Source organism: Campylobacter concisus (genome assembly GCF_003048775.2).
GTDB classification, from domain to species: domain Bacteria; phylum Campylobacterota; class Campylobacteria; order Campylobacterales; family Campylobacteraceae; genus Campylobacter_A; species Campylobacter_A concisus_I.
Genome location: NZ_CP049272.1, coordinates 782,918 through 803,692, shown reverse-complemented (window position 1 = coordinate 803,692; position 20,775 = coordinate 782,918). Strand labels below are relative to the sequence as shown.

Annotated in this window: 18 protein-coding genes and 2 pseudogenes; 5 read left to right on the top strand and 15 right to left on the bottom strand. The window is 37.2% G+C overall.

The window, feature by feature from the left end:
• The first annotated feature begins 70 nt into the window (after positions 1-70).
• A complete protein-coding gene (locus CVT17_RS04015; RefSeq protein WP_107770474.1) occupies positions 71-1,342 on the top strand; it encodes an O-acetylhomoserine aminocarboxypropyltransferase/cysteine synthase family protein in 1,272 nt (423 codons plus the stop codon).
• 38 nt (positions 1,343-1,380) lie between these two features.
• On the opposite strand, the gene CVT17_RS04010 is transcribed toward CVT17_RS04015, so the two are convergent.
• The 6 genes from CVT17_RS04010 to CVT17_RS03985 form a co-directional block, all read right to left on the bottom strand.
• Positions 1,381-1,560, bottom strand: a complete 180-nt coding sequence (locus CVT17_RS04010; RefSeq protein ID WP_107770475.1) for a transformation system protein — start codon at positions 1,558-1,560, stop codon at positions 1,381-1,383.
• Between the two features lie 472 nt (positions 1,561-2,032).
• Positions 2,033-3,475, bottom strand: a complete 1,443-nt coding sequence (locus CVT17_RS04005; protein WP_107770476.1) for a potassium/proton antiporter — start codon at positions 3,473-3,475, stop codon at positions 2,033-2,035.
• A gap of 20 nt (positions 3,476-3,495) precedes the next feature.
• Positions 3,496-3,933, bottom strand: coding sequence for a hypothetical protein (locus tag CVT17_RS04000; RefSeq protein ID WP_021090991.1), 438 nt, complete (start codon positions 3,931-3,933; stop codon positions 3,496-3,498).
• A 31-nt stretch (positions 3,934-3,964) separates the two neighbouring features.
• Entirely contained in the window at positions 3,965-5,206 is a 1,242-nt protein-coding gene (locus CVT17_RS03995) for an ArsS family sensor histidine kinase (protein ID WP_107858689.1), read from the bottom strand.
• A complete protein-coding gene (locus CVT17_RS03990) occupies positions 5,206-5,883 on the bottom strand; it encodes a response regulator transcription factor (protein ID WP_103576816.1) in 678 nt (225 codons plus the stop codon). Before CVT17_RS03990 ends, CVT17_RS03995 begins: the two co-directional genes overlap by 1 nt.
• A gap of 97 nt (positions 5,884-5,980) precedes the next feature.
• The gene (locus CVT17_RS03985) at positions 5,981-7,384 is read right to left on the bottom strand and encodes a Do family serine endopeptidase (RefSeq protein ID WP_107770477.1); all 1,404 of its coding nucleotides are present in this window, start codon (positions 7,382-7,384) and stop codon (positions 5,981-5,983) included.
• 155 nt (positions 7,385-7,539) lie between these two features.
• Here CVT17_RS03985 and CVT17_RS03980 point away from each other — a divergent pair, with 155 nt between their 5' ends.
• The 3 genes from CVT17_RS03980 to CVT17_RS03970 are packed head-to-tail and all read left to right on the top strand — an operon-like array spanning position 7,540 to position 10,443.
• Positions 7,540-8,436, top strand: a complete 897-nt coding sequence (locus CVT17_RS03980) for a DnaJ C-terminal domain-containing protein (RefSeq protein WP_021090570.1) — start codon at positions 7,540-7,542, stop codon at positions 8,434-8,436.
• Between the two features lie 3 nt (positions 8,437-8,439).
• Complete coding sequence (locus tag CVT17_RS03975) at positions 8,440-8,814, top strand: heat shock protein transcriptional repressor HspR (RefSeq protein WP_072594938.1); 375 nt, start codon at positions 8,440-8,442, stop codon at positions 8,812-8,814.
• A 3-nt stretch (positions 8,815-8,817) separates the two neighbouring features.
• Positions 8,818-10,443 (top strand): cation:proton antiporter, encoded by a 1,626-nt coding sequence (locus CVT17_RS03970; protein ID WP_021090872.1) that lies wholly within the window; start codon positions 8,818-8,820, stop codon positions 10,441-10,443.
• Between the two features lie 103 nt (positions 10,444-10,546).
• Here the strand turns inward: CVT17_RS03970 and CVT17_RS03965 are convergent, their stop codons facing one another.
• From CVT17_RS03965 to secA, 3 genes and pseudogenes are all read right to left on the bottom strand, one after another.
• Positions 10,547-11,746, bottom strand: coding sequence for an ABC transporter permease (locus CVT17_RS03965; RefSeq protein ID WP_107858690.1), 1,200 nt, complete (start codon positions 11,744-11,746; stop codon positions 10,547-10,549).
• Between the two features lie 51 nt (positions 11,747-11,797).
• Positions 11,798-11,899: pseudogene (locus CVT17_RS09545) on the bottom strand (SEC-C metal-binding domain-containing protein); the annotation flags it as partial.
• Between the two features lie 108 nt (positions 11,900-12,007).
• A pseudogene (secA, locus tag CVT17_RS03960) lies at positions 12,008-14,404 on the bottom strand (preprotein translocase subunit SecA); the annotation flags it as partial.
• 98 nt (positions 14,405-14,502) lie between these two features.
• Between secA and lolA the strand changes: the two are divergent.
• Positions 14,503-15,015, top strand: a complete 513-nt coding sequence (lolA, locus tag CVT17_RS03955; RefSeq protein ID WP_054196481.1) for a LolA-like outer membrane lipoprotein chaperone — start codon at positions 14,503-14,505, stop codon at positions 15,013-15,015.
• 26 nt (positions 15,016-15,041) lie between these two features.
• On the opposite strand, the gene CVT17_RS03950 is transcribed toward lolA, so the two are convergent.
• The 6 genes from CVT17_RS03950 to CVT17_RS03925 are packed head-to-tail and all read right to left on the bottom strand — an operon-like array spanning position 15,042 to position 20,700.
• The gene (locus tag CVT17_RS03950) at positions 15,042-15,581 is read right to left on the bottom strand and encodes a hypothetical protein (RefSeq protein WP_107770480.1); all 540 of its coding nucleotides are present in this window, start codon (positions 15,579-15,581) and stop codon (positions 15,042-15,044) included.
• A complete protein-coding gene (locus tag CVT17_RS03945; protein ID WP_107770481.1) occupies positions 15,578-16,897 on the bottom strand; it encodes an ATP-dependent DNA helicase in 1,320 nt (439 codons plus the stop codon). Before CVT17_RS03945 ends, CVT17_RS03950 begins: the two co-directional genes overlap by 4 nt.
• The gene (locus CVT17_RS03940) at positions 16,898-18,907 is read right to left on the bottom strand and encodes an SH3 domain-containing protein (RefSeq protein ID WP_107770482.1); all 2,010 of its coding nucleotides are present in this window, start codon (positions 18,905-18,907) and stop codon (positions 16,898-16,900) included.
• On the bottom strand, positions 18,904-19,398 hold the full coding sequence (locus tag CVT17_RS03935; protein ID WP_107770483.1) for a chemotaxis protein: 495 nt from the start codon (positions 19,396-19,398) through the stop codon (positions 18,904-18,906). The genes CVT17_RS03940 and CVT17_RS03935 overlap by 4 nt, the downstream gene beginning before the upstream one ends.
• Positions 19,391-19,837 carry a DUF523 domain-containing protein gene (locus tag CVT17_RS03930; RefSeq protein WP_107770484.1) on the bottom strand — a complete coding sequence of 149 codons (447 nt, stop codon included), beginning with the start codon at positions 19,835-19,837 and terminating at the stop codon, positions 19,391-19,393. The genes CVT17_RS03935 and CVT17_RS03930 overlap by 8 nt, the downstream gene beginning before the upstream one ends.
• Complete coding sequence (locus CVT17_RS03925) at positions 19,834-20,700, bottom strand: D-amino acid aminotransferase (protein ID WP_107770485.1); 867 nt, start codon at positions 20,698-20,700, stop codon at positions 19,834-19,836. The genes CVT17_RS03930 and CVT17_RS03925 overlap by 4 nt, the downstream gene beginning before the upstream one ends.
• Positions 20,701-20,775: the final 75 nt, after the last annotated feature.

Below are 20,775 nucleotides of genomic sequence, written 5' to 3'. Positions count from 1 at the left end.
GATTTTATCCCCTAAATTTTGGCTTTGCTAATGTATAATTTACGCCAAAATTACCATAAAAGGAGCAAAAATGAGGCAAGAAACCGCTGCGATTCACGTAGGCTACGATACACATGAAGGCTTTGGCACGATGGCTGTGCCTATTTTTCAAAGCACAGCTTACGACTTTGGAAGCGCCGAGACTGCGGCTGCTAGGTTCGATCTAAAAGATGGCGGCCACATCTACACAAGACTTGGCAATCCAACGACAGATATCTTTGAAAAAAGGGTCGCCGCACTTGAGGGCGGAGCCGCTGCGATAGCGACTGCGAGCGGTCAATCAGCTTTGTTTTACAGCATCATAAATTTAGCCCAAGCAGGCGATAACATCATCATCGCCAAAAAAATTTATGGCGGCACGACAGTACTTTTTACGCACACACTAAAAAGATTTGGCATAGAGGCCAGAGTCTTTGACAGCGACACGGCTGATGATCTGGAGAGTTTGATAGATGATAAAACAAGGGCTATATTTTTTGAAACGCTCTCAAATCCACAAATTTCTATCCCAAATATCGAAAAAATCGTAGAAATCGCAAACAAATATGGCATTATCAGCATCACCGATAACACCGTGCCAACGCCTATCATCTTTCAGCCACTTCGCCACGGCGTCGATGTTTGCGTGCATAGCGCTAGCAAATATATGAGCGGTCAGGGTCTTAGCCTAGCAGGTGTGGTCATAAGTGCAAATCACCTAAACGAAAAGCTAAAAGGCAATAAGAGATATGAGCATTTTAATGTGCCAGATGCGAGCTATCACGACATCGTCTATGCTGATATGACAGATCGTTTTGACATCTACACACTAAGAATGAGGCTTGCTATCGTGCGCGATATCGGTGCTGTGATCTCTCCGTTTAACTCTTGGCAGCTCATACAAGGGCTTGAAACGCTTACTGTTAGGGTTGAGAGACACTCGCAAAACGCGCTAAAAGTGGCTAAATTTCTAAACTCTCACAAACATATAAAAAGCGTGGCTTATCCTGGACTTGCCGACAACGTAGATCACGCAAAGGCGCAAAAATACTTTAAAGACGGCATGGCAAATGGACTATTTTGCTTTGAGACTGATAGCTTTGAGCGCGCAAAAAAGATGCTAGAGCGCGTAAAACTCTTTAAGATCGTAGTAAATATCGGCGATACAAAGTCGCTCATCACGCATCCGGCTTCAACTACGCACCAACAGCTAAGCAGTGAAGAGCTAATCAAAGCTGGTATCACAAAAGAGCTGATAAGAGTTAGCATAGGCCTTGAAAACGCCGAGGATCTGATAGCTGATCTGGCTCAAGCCTTAGAATAATCAAATTTCTAGCTCATTTTGGGCTAGAAATTTAAAATTTACTCAAGCTTGCCATATATCCTCTCGCACTCTTTTGCTTGCCTTATAAATTTTATAACGAAAAAGATGACAAGTAGCGGCACGCTTATATACCAAAAAGTAAAAAAGGCGAGCATAAAAAACATAAATAAGAATGTTGCAAAATATACCAAGACCGCAAGAATGATACTATCAAGCATTTTGCCTCCCATTTTGCTAGTGTTTTAGTGATTTTATAAAAAGCAAAATAAAATGAGACTGAACGGATTTGTTTTGGCCTTAAAATTTGAGCTAAGCTGCAAGCGAAGCCAAATTTTTAGTAGGTAACTCTTGCGAGTAAATAGAATTTCAAAAATTTGTAAAAATATAAAATCCCATTTGTGATACTTCTATTCAAAAGGGAGACAAGGGGACTCAAGTTACGAGGCCGTCCCCTTATCCCCCTTTAATCCCTCAATCACCTCGCACATCAGAGGTAGCACACAAAGGTACTAACGCGCCGCATGCTATTAAAAACTCTGGCAAATTTTAAAAATTTACGAGCGAGCATATCACGGCTCTAAATTTAGTGCTAAACAAAGTATAGCCTAAATTTAGCAGTCTGCTAAGGCGAGTGAGTAAAGTTTTAAAATTTACAAAGAGAAATAAAATATGGCAATTTTTATCAAAATTTTAATAAGTCAAATACTTAATCGTATCTTGATAAAGCACTTGATTTTCGCATTGTATCAGTAACAGGTCATTTTCTTCAAAGATTGTTGAGCCAGTTGGCTTTTGATACTCGTTTTTACGCTTTATTAGGATTATTAAAAACTCAGTTGGAAGCTCAAGCTGAGCCAAATCTTTGCCAATTAGTTTTGAACCATAGTGGATGGTATGCTGGCGAAGCGTGTAGCTTAAGATCGGAGAGTTTTCCACTACCTTAACATCCTCTTGCTCGCTCTCTTTGACCTTAAATTTATCAGCCGCAAAGCCAAGTGACATACCCTGTATCAAAATCGAAATCAAAACCATAAAAAATATAATGTTAAAAATCATATCTGCATCACGCACGCCATCGACATAAACATAAGTAGCTAGCACGACCGGCACAACACCTCTTAGCCCAACCCAAGAGATAAAAATTTGCTCATTTATCTTAAATTTTGAAAATGCAAGCGATGCAAAAACACCAAGTGGTCTTGCAAAAAACATAAGCCACAAGGCCAAAACAAGCGCCATTAGTGCCGTTGCTGGAAGCTCGGAGGGATTTACCAAAAGACCAAGCGTCAAAAAGACAACTATTTGCATCGTCCAAGCGATACCGTCATGAAAACCGACTAAATTTTTCTTATGAGAAAACTCTTTTTTATTTATAAAAATTCCAGCTATATAGACAGCCAAATAGCCATTACCGCCAACTTTAAAGCAAAGTGTGTATAAAAGCAATATCCAAGCGATAGAAAAAACTGGATAAAGGCCCCAGTTTTTTAGGCGAAGTCTATTAAAGATAGCTGGCAAAGCAACGCCAAATAAATAGCCCATAGCGATACCTATACCAAACTGCTTAACCAGTGTAATCGCCCACTCTGACGCACTTGGAGTGCTATTTAGTGAGATCATTTGAATGATCGTCATAGTTAGAAATATCGCCATTGGATCGTTTGAGCCAGATTCAAGTTCAAGTAATGGAGCAATGCTATTTTTAAGTGAAATTTTCTTGGCTCTTAGTATGGCAAAAACAGCTGCTGCATCTGTTGAAGAGATGATGGAGCCTAGCAAAAAGGCCTCCGCCCAGGTAAAATCAAGCAGATATTTTGCAACAGGAGCAATAGCTAGCGCGGTTAAGAAAACACCAAGTGTAGCAAGTGCTAAACCTCTAGCAAAAATAGGTTTAATCGCTGCAAAATCAGTATCTAGCCCACCAGCGTAAAGTATAAAAATAAGTGCTAGCATACCGACATTTTGAGCAATCACTTGATCATCAAAATTTACACCCAGCAAGCCGTCTGAGCCAGCCAGCATACCAACACCTAAAAATATTATTAAAGATGGAATTCCGAATTTATCAGAGATCTTACTTAAAAGAATGCTAGTTATAAGCAAAACTGCAAAAAATAGTAGTAAATTCTCCAAACAAACTCCACAAAATTATATTAAATCATGCTTTCAAAAGCTTCAAATTTTTCTTGATTTGAAAGCATTTCAAGCAATACACCATAGTTATCTTTTATCTCATCTTGAAGCTTAGTAGTAAGCTCTTTAGCGTTTCTTCCGTCTTTTGGATAGCTTACTATCAAATCAATTGGCTCAGCGTTTAAAAACTCCTGAATACCAGATAATAGTTCGCTAGCTCCTCTTTCATTTGTTCCATGAAGCACGACCACATAATGCTCATTCTCTCTTACAACGACGTCAGTTTGTCTTAAAAATTTTTCAAATAGTTCACTATACTCTTTGGTGCTTGGCAAAGAAAAATATATCAAAGATAAATTTTTTGCATAATCTTTTACATTTTTATAACGATTTATAAAAGCTATTTCAAGATCTATTATTGATAAGATATCAACTGGTGAGAAAATTTTTGCTGCCATTTTTAGCCCTCTTTTGTTTATTATGTTTTATTTAAGTCACTATTATATCTTGTAAATTTTCAAAAACAAAGACATTCATTCCATTTTTGTATTCGTATCTAAATTTGAGTCCATGAGCATCAAGTATATTGCTAACTATATATAAACCTAGTCCAAAACTCTTTTGAGTATCCTCTCCTTTGATAAATGGCTGGACATAAAAGTCAAGATCATTTTTTAGCTTCTCACCTTGAGTTATAAATTTCATATGATCCTTGCTAACAACGATATTTACGTGCTTATCAGTTGAATATTTTATGCCATTGTCTATCATGTTTTTTATAGCAACTGAAAATAACTTAAAATCAACCAATACTCTAACCTCATCAAGCTCACTGACACCAACACACTCTTTTTCTACCATGGCTATATCGATTGCCTCATCGATGAGATCCCTCATAAAACATGGCGTTTTATTGCTAAGTCCTATTTTTGATGTTATTTGTTCTATCGCCGCAAGTTCGTTTATCAAATTTTCAAGCTTGTGAAAGACAGAGATTAGCCTTTCTTGATTTTTACTTTTTTCTATCATTTGAGCAGCTATTAGGCCTTTTGTGATAGGAGTTTTTAGCTCGTGCATTATATTTCTTAAGAAAAGATGCCTCGAGTCATTAAGCGCCTTGATCTGACAAACCGCCTCATAAAATGCTTCAGAAACTTCAGAAATTTCATCCTTGCCGTTGCCAACATTTTGCACGCCATCAAGTTCACCATTTGCAAATTTTACGATCTGACGCTTTAGCTTTCTAAGTGGTTTTATCTTATATATGACAAAAATGTAAGCACCTAGCAAAATGACCGCAACCACCAAAAAAACAGCCTTTATTACCTCGTATCTGTAAGGCTGAAATTCTTTATCCATTAAAAGCTTTAGCTCGTCTAAATGCTCAATCCTTAAGTAATGATGCTTATCATAAAGCAAAATAGCACTTGAGCCTAGATCGCTTGAAATTTCTTCTAAAACGGTCGCTTGTTTTAAAATTTCATCTTTTTTCTTCTCGTCTTTGATCTCTGGCATATCGATATTTGAAAGCTGGCGGTCGTACTGAGTTTTATTTATGATGCCACCCATATAAAACAAATTTGTCCTAGCAACGTTTGAGTATTTGTTATTTAGCTCTCTTGTATAGTTTTGCTTATCAAAGCCCATGAGCCATAAAAAAGCTAGAAATATCGAAACGAGCGCAAGAGCAAAGATAAAAGTTATGGTTATAAAAATAGACGATCTTGGCATCAAAGAACCAATTTATAGCCGATACCGCGGATCGCGTGGATGTATTTTGGCTCTTTTGGATTTTCATTTAATTTTTGGCGAATCCTGCCGATGATGACGTCAATACTTTTGTTTGAGCTATCTTCATTTATGCTCTCGCAGTTATAGATAAGCTCCTCTCTAGTAACCGCTCCGCCCTCTTTTAAAAGTAGATATTTTAAGATATCGTATTCTGCGGCAGTTAAATTTAGCACGTTTCCTTTAAATAAAATTTCACGCTCAAATTCTTTTAAAACCAAGTCTTTATTTAAATTTCTCGCTTCATTTGCCGGGGTGATACTCTGCCTTCTTAGATGACTTTTGATACGAGCCAAAAGCTCTTGTGGGTCATATGGCTTTGGCAAATAATCATCCGCTCCGTTATCAAGAGCATTTACCTTATCTGTTATATCATGTCTTGCACTTGATATGATAATAGGAATATTGTGATTTTTCCTGATCTCTTTACAAACTTCTAATCCATCCATACCAGGCAATGTAAGATCTAGTATTACTAAGTCAAATTTACTTGTATTTAGCGTAGAAAGTCCGATATATGGCTCTTCGGCAGTCACCACTTCAACATCATAGTTTTCTAGATATTCGGTTAAAATTTCAGCAAGCTCCATATCATCTTCTATCATTAAAATTCTAGTCATGATCTTTCCTGTTGTAAATTTATTTTTAAGGATTATAGCAGATTAAGATTTTAAAAATTTAAAAGGGTTAAGAGCTGAAATTTCAGCTCTTAGATGATTATTTTATAACAAGGCCTTGTATGATACCGCCGCGATTTATCCACACTAGCGTCTTTTTACCTTTTGTATTTTTGACAGTATTTGCAAATGTTTGAAGATCTTTTATACTCTCTTCGCCAACTTGAACGATCACATCACCTCTTTCAAAGCCAAAGTCTTCAGCTTTTGAGCCTGATTTTACATCAGTTACTAGCACGCCTTGAGTATCTGGGCTGATTTTGTATTTATATCTTATCTCATCGCTTAGATTACTAACGCTAAGTCCTTCGATTATAATGCTTTTTGCTATGTCTTTTGAATTGTGATCAGCGTTTGCAAGCTTAATTTTTGCATTCATTATTTTATTTGATCGCTCGTAAGTTATATCAACACTACTATTTGGAGTTAGTGAGCCGATGAAATTTTTAAGATCATTTGCATTTTTGATAGCTTTATCATTAGCCGATATAACCAAATCGCCTCTTTTTAGTCCAGCTTCATCTGCTGGCATGCCTTGCTCTACGCCACTTATTAAAGCACCTTCTTTATTTGTATAAAGCTCTTTTTGCTCGTCAGTTAAATTTGCAATCGTAACGCCTATAAAGCCACGCTCGATCTTGCCGTCAGTTATCAGCTTTTTAGCGATATCTTTGACCATATTTGATGGGATTGCAAAACCAATGCCGTTATTGCCACCACTTTTTGAAAGTATGGCTGAGTTTATTCCAACCAAATAGCCCCTGCTATCAACCAAAGCGCCGCCTGAATTTCCTGGGTTTATAGAGGCGTCTGTTTGGATAAAATTTTCATATTGATTAAGGCCGATATTATCTTTATTTAGGCCTGAAATGATACCTTGAGTGATACTTTCACCAACGCCAAATGGATTACCTATTGCAAATACAACATCTGCATCAAGTAGCTTTGACGAGTCTGCAAAAGTGATCGCGTTTAACCCGTTTGCTTCTATCTTTACGACGGCTAGATCGGTTTTTGGATCACTTCCTATTAATTTGGCTTTAAATTCTTTGCCACCATTTGCAAGAGTTACGACTATTTGATCACTATCTTCTATAACGTGGTTATTTGTAACGATATATCCATCATTTGAGATGATAACACCAGAACCAAGCGAAGTAGTTTTTTCTTTTTCTTTTGGTTTTGCAAAGTTAAATCCAAAAAATTCATTGAAGAATGGGTCATTAAACATCTGCTCAATGCCTGCGTTATTTACTGTTTTTGTAGTTGAGATATTTACAACTGAAAGTTTTGCCTGAGCGATCGAGTCATAATAAGAAAGTACGCTATTTTTATCGCTAAGTGGCGAGACTCTCGTGATATTAGAGTTAGCTTCATTAAATTTAATATCAGCCCCCACTAAAAAAGAAGCTGCTACTAATGAAATTAGCACAATCTTTTTCATTTTTTTCCTTTAAACTAAAAATTTTTGCAAATTATAAATATAGTGAAAAAATAAAATCTTAACACTTTTTCTTGTTATTAAACAAAAATAAACTTGACTTGCATAGACTAAAGCTTTGTGATATAATCCGTATCAAAAAAATATAAGGAGAATATATGAGTGAAAGCTTGTATGAGACTTTAGGGGTTTCAAAGGGTGCCTCAAGTGACGAGATAAAAAAAGCTTATAGAAAACTTGCTAGAAAATATCACCCAGACATCAACAAAGACCCTGGAGCAGAAGATAAATTTAAAGAGATAAATGCCGCTTATGAAATTTTAAGCGACGATAAAAAACGAGCTCAATACGACCAGTACGGCGATACTATGTTTGGCGGTCAAAATTTCCACGACTTTGCTAGTAGTTCAGCCGATATGGGCGATCTAAATGAAATTTTAAAGAATATCTTCTCAGGTAGCTTTGGCGGCGGTGGAGCTAAATTTAGCAGCGGATTTGGTAGCAATTTTGGAGGATTTGACGGATTTAGTAGTGGTGGATTTGGCTTTGGCGGAGCTGATCTAGACGTAAATGCAAAAATTTCTATACCATTTGACGTAGCTGTAACTGGCGGTGAACATAAGATAAATTTTAATGGCGAAAGCATTAAGATAAAAATTCCAAGTGGCATAGAAGGCGGCGAGAAGCTTCGTGTAAAAGGCAAAGGTAAAAGCGCTGGTGGTCAAAAAGGCGATCTTATACTTGCTATTAGCGTTGAGCCAAGCGACGAATATGAAAGAGTTGGAGACGATCTTTATAAAGATATAGAAATTCCACTAAAAACTATGCTTTTTGGCGGAAAAGTCGATGTACATACTTACAAAAAAGATGTCACGATTAAGATCGCTGAGAACTCAAAAACAGGCACAAAGATCCGCTTAAAAGGATATGGTGTGCAAAATAGAAAGAGCGGAATTTATGGCGATCTTTACTTAAAAGCCAGGGTAAAACTTCCAAATATCAGTGAGCTTGATGAAGGCTTAGTAAAAGAGTTAAAAGAAAAATTACCGGAGTAAAAAATGCAAAATTATGAAGAACCACTTTTTTTAATAAGCGTTGTTGCAAAGGTTTTGAGCATACATCCACAAACTTTAAGACAATATGAAAGAGAGGGACTTATCGAGCCATCAAGAACAGATGGCAAGATGAGGCTCTACTCACAAAAAGACGTTGATCGCGTAAAAACTATACTAAATTTAACCCGCGAACTAGGTGTAAATTTAGCCGGCGTTGATGTGATACTTCAGTTGAAAGAAAAAATTGACGATTTAGAATCAACTATTGATGAGCTAAATAAAAAATTACACGAAGCTACCAGTCAAACTAGCACAAAAAGATCGCTTGTAAAGAGAAAAAATAGCTTTGATCTAGTCTTTTATGAAGGTAAAAAATAATTTATGGAACAAATTTTAGAAGGTTTCTTGCTTGTTGCAGCGATCTCAGTCGCATTAAACGTCATTTTTAAAAAATTTCAGATACCAACCATTATCGGCTACATCGTAACAGGTACGCTTATATCAGAATTTTTCAACCTAAAAAGTAATGATGAAATTTCTCATATCGCGGAATTTGGTATCGCATTTTTGATGTTTACCATTGGACTTGAGTTTAGTTTTAAACATCTCATGGGCATGAAAAAAGAGGTCTTTTTAAATGGCGGATTACAGGTTTGTTTAAGTGGCTTTATAATGGGCGTTATGCTTTATTATGCCCTTCACTTAAAAGACGAAACAGCACTTATTGCAGGTCTTGCGCTTGCACTATCATCAACTGCGATCGTGCTAAAGACGCTAAACGATAGTGGTGATGTGAGCAAAATTTACGGCAGAAAAGCACTTGGAATTTTACTATTTCAAGATATTGCAGTCATTCCTATTTTGCTTATGATAGATATGTTTAGCTCGCAAGATGCTTCAATAAATGAGCTTTTGCTAAAGACATTTACAAGTGCGATTATTCTTATTGTTGTGCTATTTTTACTTGGTAAATATGTTATCAACTGGATATTTTATAAAGTCATTCAAACAAATTCGCAAGAAGTTTTTATAGCTACGATTTTATTTATGGTCGTTGGCTCCAGTACTTTGGCTCACTTCTTTGGCTTCTCATACTCTTTGGGTGCATTTTTAGCCGGTATGATGATGGCTGAGACACAGTATAAACACCAAATCGAAGTTGATCTCATACCTTTTAGAGATTTGCTCTTAGGGCTATTTTTTATAACCGTTGGTATGCAAATAAATTTTGCTGTAGTTATCTCAAACATCTGGCTTGTTCTTGGCCTAGTATTTAGTGTCATGGTGATAAAAGCAGTTGTCGTTTTTGCTATCTTAAACATCTACTTAAAGCGAAGAGTTGCTGCAAAAACTGCACTTAGTGTTTGTCAAATAGGCGAATTTGCACTAGCTGTTTTTGGACTAATGACTACTAGAAATTTACTTGATATACAAACTGCTCAAATTTTTATCGCAGCCTCAGTTGTGTCGATGTTTGCTACGCCTTTTATACTTAAAAAACTAGACGCAATAGCAGACCTCATAGAACGTGAGATCGTTGTTGAACCAAATGAAACTCTAAAGCCGCAAAAAATAAAAAATCACATCGTAGTCTTTGGCTATGAAAGGCTTGGACAAGAGGTCGTTTTAAGGCTAAAAGAGACAAAGCTTTTATACCTTGTGCTTGATAATGATATTAGTCTAGTTGAGCTTGGTAGGAGCCGCGGGGAAAATGTATTTTTAGGTAATGTTCTTCAAAGCCACACACTTGAAAATGCCTGCCTAAGCGATGCAGCCGCTGTTATTATAACTGTTAACAATGAGCAAAGAGTGGAGCTCATCGCGCAAAAGATAAAAGACTACGGTGTAAATACCCAAACTATAATAAAAATAAATGGTGAGGGCAATAAAGATATTTTTGGTGAGTTAGGTAAAAATTTCCACCTAATAAACGAAGAGCGTGTCATGGCAAAAACACTCGTACACGAGGCTCTTCAATGCAAAATCGATCATGATATAAGAGCGTAAAAGTATAAATTTATCCTAGAATTTTTACTAGTTTATGCTAGTTTTAAAATAATCTTTTAAAAATAACTTTTACAAGCAATGAGTAAGCCTGAGTCTCTAGGCTCTACTCATTTCTTAAAGTTTGAAGCACATTTACTTCTGTTGCTTTTTTAGCTGGGTAATAAGACGAGATAGCAACGATAAATACAGCCCCAACTACGATAAGCACAAGATCGATGGTTGAAAGCTCGAGTGGTAGTTTGCTTGAGCCATAAACATCAGCTGGCAAGTCTATAATGTTGAAATTTCCAAGTAAAAATAGTCCTAAAAAGCCAAGTATCAAGCCAAATATAATGCCACCGCCCCCGATTACTAGCCCTTGATAAAAGAAGCTTCTTTTTATCTCACTTTTACTAGCCCCAAGTGCAAGAAGCAAGGCGATCTCTTGCCTGCGGTTCATCACTGTCATTAGCAGCGAGCTTATGATATTTAACGACGCCACAAGGATAATTAGCATCAAAACGATAAAAAGTGCCCTTTTTTCAAGTGCGAGTGCTGAGAAAAAATTACCATTTTGCTCCCACCAGCCAATAGCTACCGTGCCAGCTGGAAGCCCTTCACGCACTCTTTTTATATCATCAAATGGCTTACTTGAAAAGATATGAATTCCATCATAAACGCCTTTTGGATAGTCTAAAATTTTCCTCAAAGAATCAACTGAAGTATATGAAAATGCCTTGTCATAGGCGATTAGTCCAGATGTAAATGAGCCGCCGATATCAAAGCGCTTCATCTTTGGTGTTAGCGAAAAGCCAGCTGGATCGGCCTTTGTAAAGATAAGCGTTAATTTCTCATCGTTTCTTAGTCTAAACTCGCTCATTATGCCACTTCCCACAAGTATCTCAAAACCATCTAGCTCTTTGTCTTTTAAAGCTTCATTTACGACTGAGTTTATCTGTTTTTCATCTTTAAAATTTACGCCATAAACCAGTCCGCCCTCAAGTGCATTTGCCGAGCGGTAAATGACCTGTGTGCTTATAAATGGACTAAATTTTAGATCGCTAAATCTAGCCTTTAGCTCATCAACAAAATCATCATCAATAGAGCCTTTAAAGGCACTTTGAACGGTTATTGGATAGTTCATCGTAAAAAGTTTACGCTCAAATTCTTTATCAAATCCATTCATAATCGCCATCGCAACGATCAAAACCATAAGTCCGATGCTAACACCAAGAAAGGCAAGCAAGGCACTTAGAGTGATAAAAGGCTGAGTTTTATCAAATCTTAAATATTTAAAAAGTAGGTACTTTGGTAAGCTTGTCATCAAATAGCCTTTAAAAGATTAAGGCGCTTTGGCGCCTTAAAAGTAGAAATTTTAAGCAAATATGCCTTTTTTAGGACCACTTTTTCCGTGGCAATCTTTATATTTTTTACCGCTTCCACAAGGGCATGGAGCGTTTCTTGGTATTTTTTTTTCTGGTGTGAAATTTTCATCTCCGCCTTGGTTGTTGTAGCTTAAATTTTCATTTTCAGCATTTTGGCTAGCTTCAAGCATCATTCTAGCTTGCTCTTCTTGCTCTTCACGGCTCTTAAATCTTACAACCTGAAGCGTCTTAACACTCTCACTTTTTAGCCTGCTAACTAGCTCCATAAAGAGGTTATAGCTCTCTTTTTTGTATTCGACAAGCGGATCTTTTTGATTATACCCTCTAAGGCCGATACCAGTTTTTAGGATATCCATTTGATAGAGGTGCTCTCTCCACGCATTATCAAGCACTTGAAGGTATAAAATTTTCTCTATCTCTTTTCTTTGATCTTCATTTAGCACACTCATTTTTTCGTTATATCTTACTTCAAAAATTTGTGCAAGCTTTTCTATTAGCTCATCATACTCTAGGCCTTTTAGCTCACTCTCGTCTATCTCTTCGCCACAATCTGCAAGGATGATAGAACATAAATTTTTAATATCAAAGTCATCTTTCAAGCCACCATGGAAAATTTCAGCCGTATCAAGTAAATTTGCAGCGTACTCTTTCCTATTTTGAGCTATCTTTTCGCTCATATCGTAGTTTTTATCAAGTAGTTCATCGCGGTATTTGTAGATGGTTTTTCTTTGCTCATTTGCCACATCATCATACTCAAGCAAGTGCTTTCTAGCCTCAAAGTGCAAGCTCTCAACTTTCTTTTGGGCATTTTCAACAGCTCTTGTCACCATGCGACTCTCGATACTCTCGCCCTCGTCAATACCAAGCCTATCCATAATCGCTTTTATGCGGTCGCTACCAAAAATTCTTAAAAGATTATCCTCTAAACTTAGATAAAATCTACTCATACCAGGATCGCCCTGACGTCCAGCACGGCCACGGAGCTGATTGTCTATCCTTCTACTCTCATGCCTCTCAGTGCCGATGATATATAAACCGCCTAAATTTCTAACCTCATCATCGATCCTGATATCAACACCACGTCCAGCCATGTTTGTAGCGATAGTCACAGCACCTTTTACACCAGCTTGAGCGATGATCTCGGCCTCTTTTTCGTGATTTTTAGCATTTAGCACAGAGTGTGGGATGCCAGCTTTTTTAAGCATCTCGTGAAGCACCTCACTGCGCTCGATACTTGCAGTTCCCACAAGTACTGGCTGACCTTTCTCGTGAGCTTTTTTAACTTCGTCGATAACTGCTTTAAATTTCTCATTTTGAGTTTTATAGATAAGATCGTTTTGATCGATTCTTTTAACTGGCAGATTCGTAGGGATCGAGATAACTTCGAGGTTATAAATTTGAGAAAACTCAGTGGCCTCAGTTTGAGCTGTACCAGTCATACCCGCAAGCTTTTTATACATCCTAAAGTAGTTTTGATATGTTGTATCAGCTAGCGTTTGGCTCTCTTCTTGGATTTTTACGCCCTCTTTTGCCTCAAGCGCTTGATGAAGCCCCTCGCTAAAGCGTCTGCCTTCGCTTAGACGTCCAGTAAATTCATCAACAATGACTACCTCGCCATCTTTTACGACATAATGAACGTCTTTTTCAAAGAGGTTGTGAGCTTTTAGAGCTTGATCTAAGTGGTGGCTTAGTATGGCATTTTCAAGGTTATATAAATTCTCAACACCAAATAATTTTTCAGCCTTACTTATACCAGCTTCTGTGATCATTATCGTTCTATTTTTTTCATCTACTATAAAGTCTCCCGTTGGCTTTGAGCCTGGCACGTTTGGATCGGCTGGAGTGCCTCTAGTAAGCTGTTTTGCGACCTGGTCAGCTCTTATATAGCCATCAAGCGTGCGGTTTGTTGGACCTGAGATTATAAGCGGTGTTCTAGCCTCATCTATCAAGATACTATCGACCTCGTCCACGATAACGAAGTTATGGCCTCTTTGCACCTTTTGACCAGCTTCAAATTTCATATTGTCACGTAAATAATCAAAGCCAAATTCTGAGTTGGTGCCGTATGTTATGTCGGCATTATAAGCAGCTTGTCTTACGTTATCATCGTATCCGCCGCTTAGTATCACATCAACGCTTAAGCCTAAAAAGTTATAAAGCTCACCCATTTGTGTAGCGTCACGCTTTGCAAGGTAGTCGTTTACGGTCACTACGTGCACACCTTTGCCACTCATCGCATTTAATATAACTGGTAAAGTCGCCACCAAGGTCTTACCCTCGCCAGTTTTCATCTCAGCGATCCTACCCTCGTTTAGCACCATACCGCCGATTAACTGTACGTCAAAATGGCGCATCTTAAGCACCCTTTTGCTAGCCTCTCTAACGATCGCAAAAACATCATTTAAAATTTCATCTAAAGTGACTTTTTCTTCTACTACTTGGGCTTTTAGCTCATTAAATTTGATCTTAAGCTCATCATCGCTCATCTTCTCATAAGTAGGCTCTAGCGCATTTATCTGCGCCACACGTTTTATATATTTTTTGACTTCTCTATCGTTTTTCGTGCCAAAAATCTTTCTAAATACCGATGAAATCATTATTTTACCTTCCTAAATTTTTAAACTTTGGATCTTAGCATAGTTTAACTATTTATTTAATTAAACTGGGCTAGAATACGCCAAAAAAGGATAAAAAAATGAGAAAATTTCTAGTTGCATCTCTCGTCGCAGTTTGCTCATTTGGTGCTGGCTTAAATTTCAAAAGCCTTCAAAGTGACTTTACTCAAACTGTCTTTAGCGAGGGCAAAAGCATAAACTACAAGGGTAGATTTTACGCAAAAAACGACAATACTGCACTTTGGATATATGAAAGTCCAACGCCAAAGAGAATTTATTTTAACAAAGAGCGTGTGATCGTGATTGAGGACGAGCTTGAGCAAGCTATTATTTCAAAGCTTGATGATACGCCAAATTTGACACAAATCTTGGCTCATGCGGAGCAAATTCAGCCAACACTTTACAAAGCAATATATGACGGAGTTGAGTACTTTATAACTATTAAAAACACGCTTCCAACGACGATTGACTATAAAGATAAACTTTCAAATAAAATAAAAATAACTCTAAGCAACCCAGTAAAAGACGCGCTCATACCACAAGAGACGCTAACTCCAGTTATCCCACAAGGTTACGACATCGTAAATCAATAAATTTGGCTAGCTTTAGCCAAATTTACTTACTTCTCTCCAAAATCTTTTCCAAATTCTTGAACATTATTTAGATCAATAGGCTTTTGGACTACGTCATTTGGATCTGGCGAGATGATAATCTCATTGCCCTTTTTCTTCTTTTCTGGCTTTGTCATCACATCTTCATTTACGCTTGGATCAGAGCATAAATTTTGGCTTTTTATCGCTTTTATGATCTCGCTTAGCTCAAGATTATTTATCACTTTTATATTTAAGATAAGCACATCATCAATATCAAGAGAGTGCTTTTTGGCTGCGTATTTTATGAAAAGCTCTTTAAATTTCTCTTTTCCTATTGAGGTTAGGATATCCTCCACGTAAAAGCTACCAACTATTATGTTTAGCGCATCAAGCACATACGCTTCATTTTCTTCAACATCACGTCCGACGACTTCAAGGTTCATATTTATCTTTTTTGTTAAATTTTGTCCGGCTTTTGAGTAGATATCTGTTTGAAAGTCACTCACTTTTAGCACGTCTGCAAATGCAAAAATACAAAAAGTAAGGCTTAAAAATAGCTTTTTCATAAATTCTCCTTAATATGCAAAAATACGTTTTCTTGGTAAAATTTCTTAACTTCGTCGTCAATTTTAACCACTTTTCTTAAATGCTGCCTAAAATCACTTTTTTTATCATAAAAAAGTTTTAAATTTTTAGGACTTACTGCTCGAGAAAGTGCGACGTAGAGTTGTCCTTTGGCAAAAATATGGTTGATATTGCAAATGAGCGAGTTTATACTCATTCCTTGAGATTTGTGGATGGTTAGAGCGTAAGCAAGCTTAAATGGAAACTGATAGAGCGATGCCTGTACATTTTCTTCGATCTCATCTTCGTTTAAATTTAACGAACTAAATATATAAGCGGCTTTTTCTATCTCGCAAATTTCGCCACTATCTTTTTTCACGATCACGCTTGAGATGATTCCATTTTCTTTTAAAATTTGCATGATCTTGCCTTGCTCGCCGTTATAGTACTCACCCCACTTATTTGACGTAAAGATGATCTTAGCGCCTATCTTCATCTCCAAATCCCTTGAGATATTTAGTGTATTTGCCCATTTTTCAAACTCTTTTTTATCTAAATTTTCATCCAAAATGCTCACATCTGAGTTTGAAATTTCAAGCGGTGTATTAAGTGCAAGAAGCCTCTTTTGATTTAGCATTTCAGCCTCGGCGTTTCTGCCAAAAAGCACACTCGTATCATCATCTGGCTCTATCTTGGTCACTCTCAAACTCTCTATATAGCTCATTATTTCATCATCTAGCTGGCCTACTCTAAGACGAGAGAGAATCTCATAAAATTTAAGATCATTAGTGCGTTTTGAGAGCAAAAGCTCGACATTTGTAAATTTCATATCCTCCCACGCACTGGAGTTAAAAGCGTATAAAAAATTAAAAAGCCTATTTTCGTTTTGCACCTTTTGCACTGGCGGAAGCTGATAAAAATCGCCCACTATAAGCACCCTACCTTTAAATTTGGAAGTAAGTAGTCGGTATCTTATCATCTCCATTAAATCTGAGCTCACCATTGAAATTTCATCAATTACAAGCAGATCGCAAGCATCTAGCATATTTCTTAGCTTGCTTAGTTTGTCTTTTTGGTGATAGTCAAAGCGTCTTAGCTCCTCATAATCCTTGCAGTAGCCAAATTTAAAAAAGCTATGCAAGCTAACTCCTCCAAGGCTAACGGCACTTATGCCAGTTGAGCCAAGGATTATGACGTTTTTAAAATTTTCTTTGTAGTGTCTTATGACGGAGGCGGTTAGATAGCTCTTGCCAACACCGCCGCCGCCTGTTAAAAAGACGTTTGAGTGGGATAAAATTTCTAAAATTTGATCTAGCATCTACTCAAACATCTCTGGGCGATACTCAAAGTGCATCGTATCAAAGTGCTTCCAGCGTCCGCCCCAGATAAATTTATGTTTTTCAAAAACACGCACTATCTTTTCAGGGATGAGGTTTTGGTAGCCATTGCTCCACTGCCAGTAGTGGCTCTTTTTCACATTTATATCGATCGCGATACCGTAGCTGTGCGCACTTAAGCGGTTTGTGCCAGCGATGATGCGCCATTTAAATGTCCCGCCTGGATCTTTTAAATACTCAAGTAAGGCTGGATCGCTCTTTGCCATCTCGTTTAGCTCGTTGCTCACATTCTGCAAAGCAGCTGCGGCTCCATTTTTAGAGTTAAATGGTAGTTTTAGCGCAAGGCTATCTTTTAGCCAAACGACATCTACCAAATTTGCTTTTACCTCGCTCTCGCTTGAACCATAAATTTTGCCTAAAAACTCATAATTTCTACATCTGCCAGCATCACTTAGTGCAGTGCTAAGCGGCGAAAATGCAGCGTAATCAAGTGCATTCATATCCTCTATATCAGCACCGATACTACACTCATCATCTTTTTGTTTAAAGTCATCATAGACTAAACTCGTGCCATCGCTAAATTTGACTAAATTTTCCTCCACTTTAACCCCATAAGCACGCTCAAGGGCAGAAATTTTCCTCGCTTTGTCGCTTATGAAATTTTCAGGTTTTATGACGTTTATAGAGTCCACCTTTGAGATAAGCAAATTTGCATTTTGTATGTCGCTCCTGTTTTGACCGATATTTAGCGTCGTTATCGCTGTTGCACCAATTAGTGCACGGCCGTTATTTTCGGTTTTTAGTCCCCAAGCATCATGCACCACATATATATCATCGCCCTTGTATCCAGCATAAAGCATGATATGCCCTGGCAGATGCACTAGCGTAAGATATGGCACACCTTTTTCTTTTATCTCTTTTGTCTTAGCAGCGTTACTAAGTCCTTTTAGATCAAATTTTTGTCCCATATTTGCTTGGGCTCTTGAGTTTCTAGGCAACCACACGCCAAAACTTGCTAGCAAATCTTTAGTAAAAAGCGAGCAATCCCTTAGCTTATCGACCCCACCCCAACCATAAGGCTGAGTAAGAAGGGAGCTAATAAGTGTTTTTAGATTTGAGTCATTAAATTTAAGAGGAAAAAGAGCGCCAACAGACTTTGGCAACACAAATTCTCTCAAGAGATTTCTTACATAAATTTTACCGTAGTAATTTTTACTATCCTGTGCCAAAACAGGTAGTATCGCTCCAACCCTTGAATAAAACAAGAAATTTCCGACCTTATCATAAACTGGCATTTTATCCGTTTTTATAGTCACAAAACTTGACTTTTGATAGGCATTTGCCTCATCATCGCTTATAAATTTTATATCCTCGACCTTTACCCAGCCCCAAACCGCATCATCGCTAACAAACGCCCATGCCCTATCTTTAGAAAGATGTGACACAAAAAGTGGATGAGCGATGCTTAGTGTTGATTCTTGCAGATAGTCAAACGGATAGCCCTCTCCTGGAGTTTGCGGATTTAAAAATATCGGCTCATCGGTTGGAAAATTTCTTAAAGCTGTGTTTGCCGAAGTTAGAGCATAAGCAGAGATGCTTGAAAGAGCTGAAAAATTTGCATTGTCCTTTTGTGCGTCAAACCAGCTTTGAGGTATCTGTCTAAAATTTGAGCCAAAATACTTTCTCTTTTCGCTTGGCTTATATATATTAAATGCCCAAAAGACATCGTTTGGATTAAATTTTACACCCTTTAATGTAAAAACCTTAAACCTTCTTTTTAAAATTTCTTCTTGGTCAAAGCTTGCACTTTGCACATTTTGCGGTAGCGACGAGGCATCTTGCTTCATTTCAAAATCAAGCAAACTAATGCGTTCATTTGGCTTATATACATTTTCATCTGGTAAAGAATTTTGCACACTTGGCTTTGGCTGGGTCTGTGAACATCCCAAAAACAAAGCAACACTAAATGCTAAAAATATACCCTTTTTCAACTTTTTTCCTTATCATTAAAAATAGCTTCTACAATCAAAACAAAAATATAAAACATCTTTTCATCGTTGTTTTTACAAATTTGCTTCATAGTCTCATTCTCGCTTTTTACTTTTATGTCATTTGACCTTAAAATTTCTACAATATCAGAGCCAAATTTCTTTGAAACCTCGCTCACTTTTACATCATTTAGAGCGTTTAAAAACCTAGTTGTATTGCAGTCCATCTGCACTGGCTTGTGATTTAAGATATTTTTAAACTCAAGGCTTAGCTTCTTTAACTTTTTCTTCTTAACATAACTATGAACAATCGTTAAAACAACCAAACTAAAGCCAAAGAAAATGTGTAAATTCAGCGAATTTTCACTCATCTCCCCATTTAAGAAAAGAACGCCGCTCATAAAAAGACCGATCACACAGATAAAAAGCAGCAACAAGATGATATATTTAAAGATCACCTCAAGCATAATATTGTCTTTTAGTCTATCAAGCATCAAGCCCTGCTATCTCATCTTCGCCGTAAACTAAAATTTCATTTTCTTTTAACAGTTTTGCTGTGATACCATCGCCCAAAATAAGTCTCTTGCTAAAACTTCCGTCATAAATTTGCCCACTTCCACAACTTGGACTTTTTGATTTTAAAATAGCCTTTTTACAACCATTTAGTTTGGCTATTCTCAGGCAAATTTCTGCTCCTTTTTTAAAATTTTCGCTCACATCTTTACCTGAAAATTTACAAATAACTGCGCCATTTTTCATCTCAGCTGGTTCCCTTGGCGTACTAAGCCCACCATAAACCTCTGGACAAACAAAAAGCAGATGATATCTCTTTGAAATTTCATCTAAAACATCTTTACTTAAAAGATTATTTTCGCCGTTAAATTTACAATTTATGCCGACCAAACAAGCGCTTATTAAGATTTTTTCTCTCAAAGTTCAGCTTCTTTTAAAAGTTCACCAGCATAAATTTCTCGAAGTTTGCTTGAAATTTCTCCTACTTTTGCACCATTTATCGCCTTGCCATCAGCATAAACGACTGGTAAGAGTATGAGCGTCGCAGCCGAGATAAAGACTTCATCAGCACTATAAACTTCATCCATGCTAAATTTTCGCTCCTCTATCTTAAGGCCGATATCTTTAGCAATCCTTAAAAGTCTCATGCGGCGGATCCCTGGCAAAATTTCATTTGAAAGTGGTTTTGTAATTAGAGTTTTATCCTTGATGATAAAAGCACTTGAGCTACAGCCCTCTGTCACAAAGCCATTTTCCACCATAAAGCCCTCGTCTGCGCCTTTTTTGTGAGCCTCATTTTTGGCGTAGCACTGAGCTAGAAGCGAGATCGACTTTATGTCGCGCCTTTTCCACCTTATATCCTCGACGCTTACCACTTTTATGCCAGTTTTTGCAGCTGGGTTGTTTAAAATTTCACTCTCGTAGCAAAAGATGAAGACGCTTGGGGTTAAATTTTCCATAAAATAGAAATTTCTAAACGCCACGCCTCTTGTTACTTGCATGTAAATTCCGCCCTCTTTTAAGGCATTTTTGGCGATCATCTCATTTAAGATCGCTTCAAATTTATCTTTTTCGTAAGGCAGGCTTATATCTATTTCATTTAAGCTTCTTTCAAATCTCGCCCAAAATCCATCTTTATCAACCATTTTTGAATTTATCACAGGCACAACCTCATAAATTCCATCACCAAATATAAATCCTCTATCAAAAGCACTAACTTTTGCCTCGTCTTTTTGCAAAAATTCTCCATTTAAAAAGACGGTTTGTAAAGCTTGATCTGCCATTTTTAGCTCCTTAAATTTTGGGCAAATTGTATCTAATTTTGTTTGAATTTATAGATTCTTAGATATAATGAGCCA

Excerpts from the sequence above, each read along its gene's own strand:
- CVT17_RS04015 (WP_107770474.1), top strand. The coding sequence starts at position 71 with ATGAGGCAAGAAACCGCTGCGATTCACGTAGGCTACGATACACATGAA.
- CVT17_RS04010 (WP_107770475.1), bottom strand. The coding sequence starts at position 1,560 with ATGCTTGATAGTATCATTCTTGCGGTCTTGGTATATTTTGCAACATTC.
- CVT17_RS04000 (WP_021090991.1), bottom strand. The coding sequence starts at position 3,933 with ATGGCAGCAAAAATTTTCTCACCAGTTGATATCTTATCAATAATAGAT.
- CVT17_RS03995 (WP_107858689.1), bottom strand. The coding sequence starts at position 5,206 with ATGCCAAGATCGTCTATTTTTATAACCATAACTTTTATCTTTGCTCTT.
- CVT17_RS03990 (WP_103576816.1), bottom strand. The coding sequence starts at position 5,883 with ATGACTAGAATTTTAATGATAGAAGATGATATGGAGCTTGCTGAAATT.
- CVT17_RS03985 (WP_107770477.1), bottom strand. The coding sequence starts at position 7,384 with ATGAAAAAGATTGTGCTAATTTCATTAGTAGCAGCTTCTTTTTTAGTG.
- CVT17_RS03980 (WP_021090570.1), top strand. The coding sequence starts at position 7,540 with ATGAGTGAAAGCTTGTATGAGACTTTAGGGGTTTCAAAGGGTGCCTCA.
- CVT17_RS03975 (WP_072594938.1), top strand. The coding sequence starts at position 8,440 with ATGCAAAATTATGAAGAACCACTTTTTTTAATAAGCGTTGTTGCAAAG.
- CVT17_RS03970 (WP_021090872.1), top strand. The coding sequence starts at position 8,818 with ATGGAACAAATTTTAGAAGGTTTCTTGCTTGTTGCAGCGATCTCAGTC.
- CVT17_RS03965 (WP_107858690.1), bottom strand. The coding sequence starts at position 11,746 with ATGACAAGCTTACCAAAGTACCTACTTTTTAAATATTTAAGATTTGAT.
- lolA (WP_054196481.1), top strand. The coding sequence starts at position 14,503 with ATGAGAAAATTTCTAGTTGCATCTCTCGTCGCAGTTTGCTCATTTGGT.
- CVT17_RS03950 (WP_107770480.1), bottom strand. The coding sequence starts at position 15,581 with ATGAAAAAGCTATTTTTAAGCCTTACTTTTTGTATTTTTGCATTTGCA.
- CVT17_RS03945 (WP_107770481.1), bottom strand. The coding sequence starts at position 16,897 with ATGCTAGATCAAATTTTAGAAATTTTATCCCACTCAAACGTCTTTTTA.
- CVT17_RS03935 (WP_107770483.1), bottom strand. The coding sequence starts at position 19,398 with ATGCTTGATAGACTAAAAGACAATATTATGCTTGAGGTGATCTTTAAA.
- CVT17_RS03925 (WP_107770485.1), bottom strand. The coding sequence starts at position 20,700 with ATGGCAGATCAAGCTTTACAAACCGTCTTTTTAAATGGAGAATTTTTG.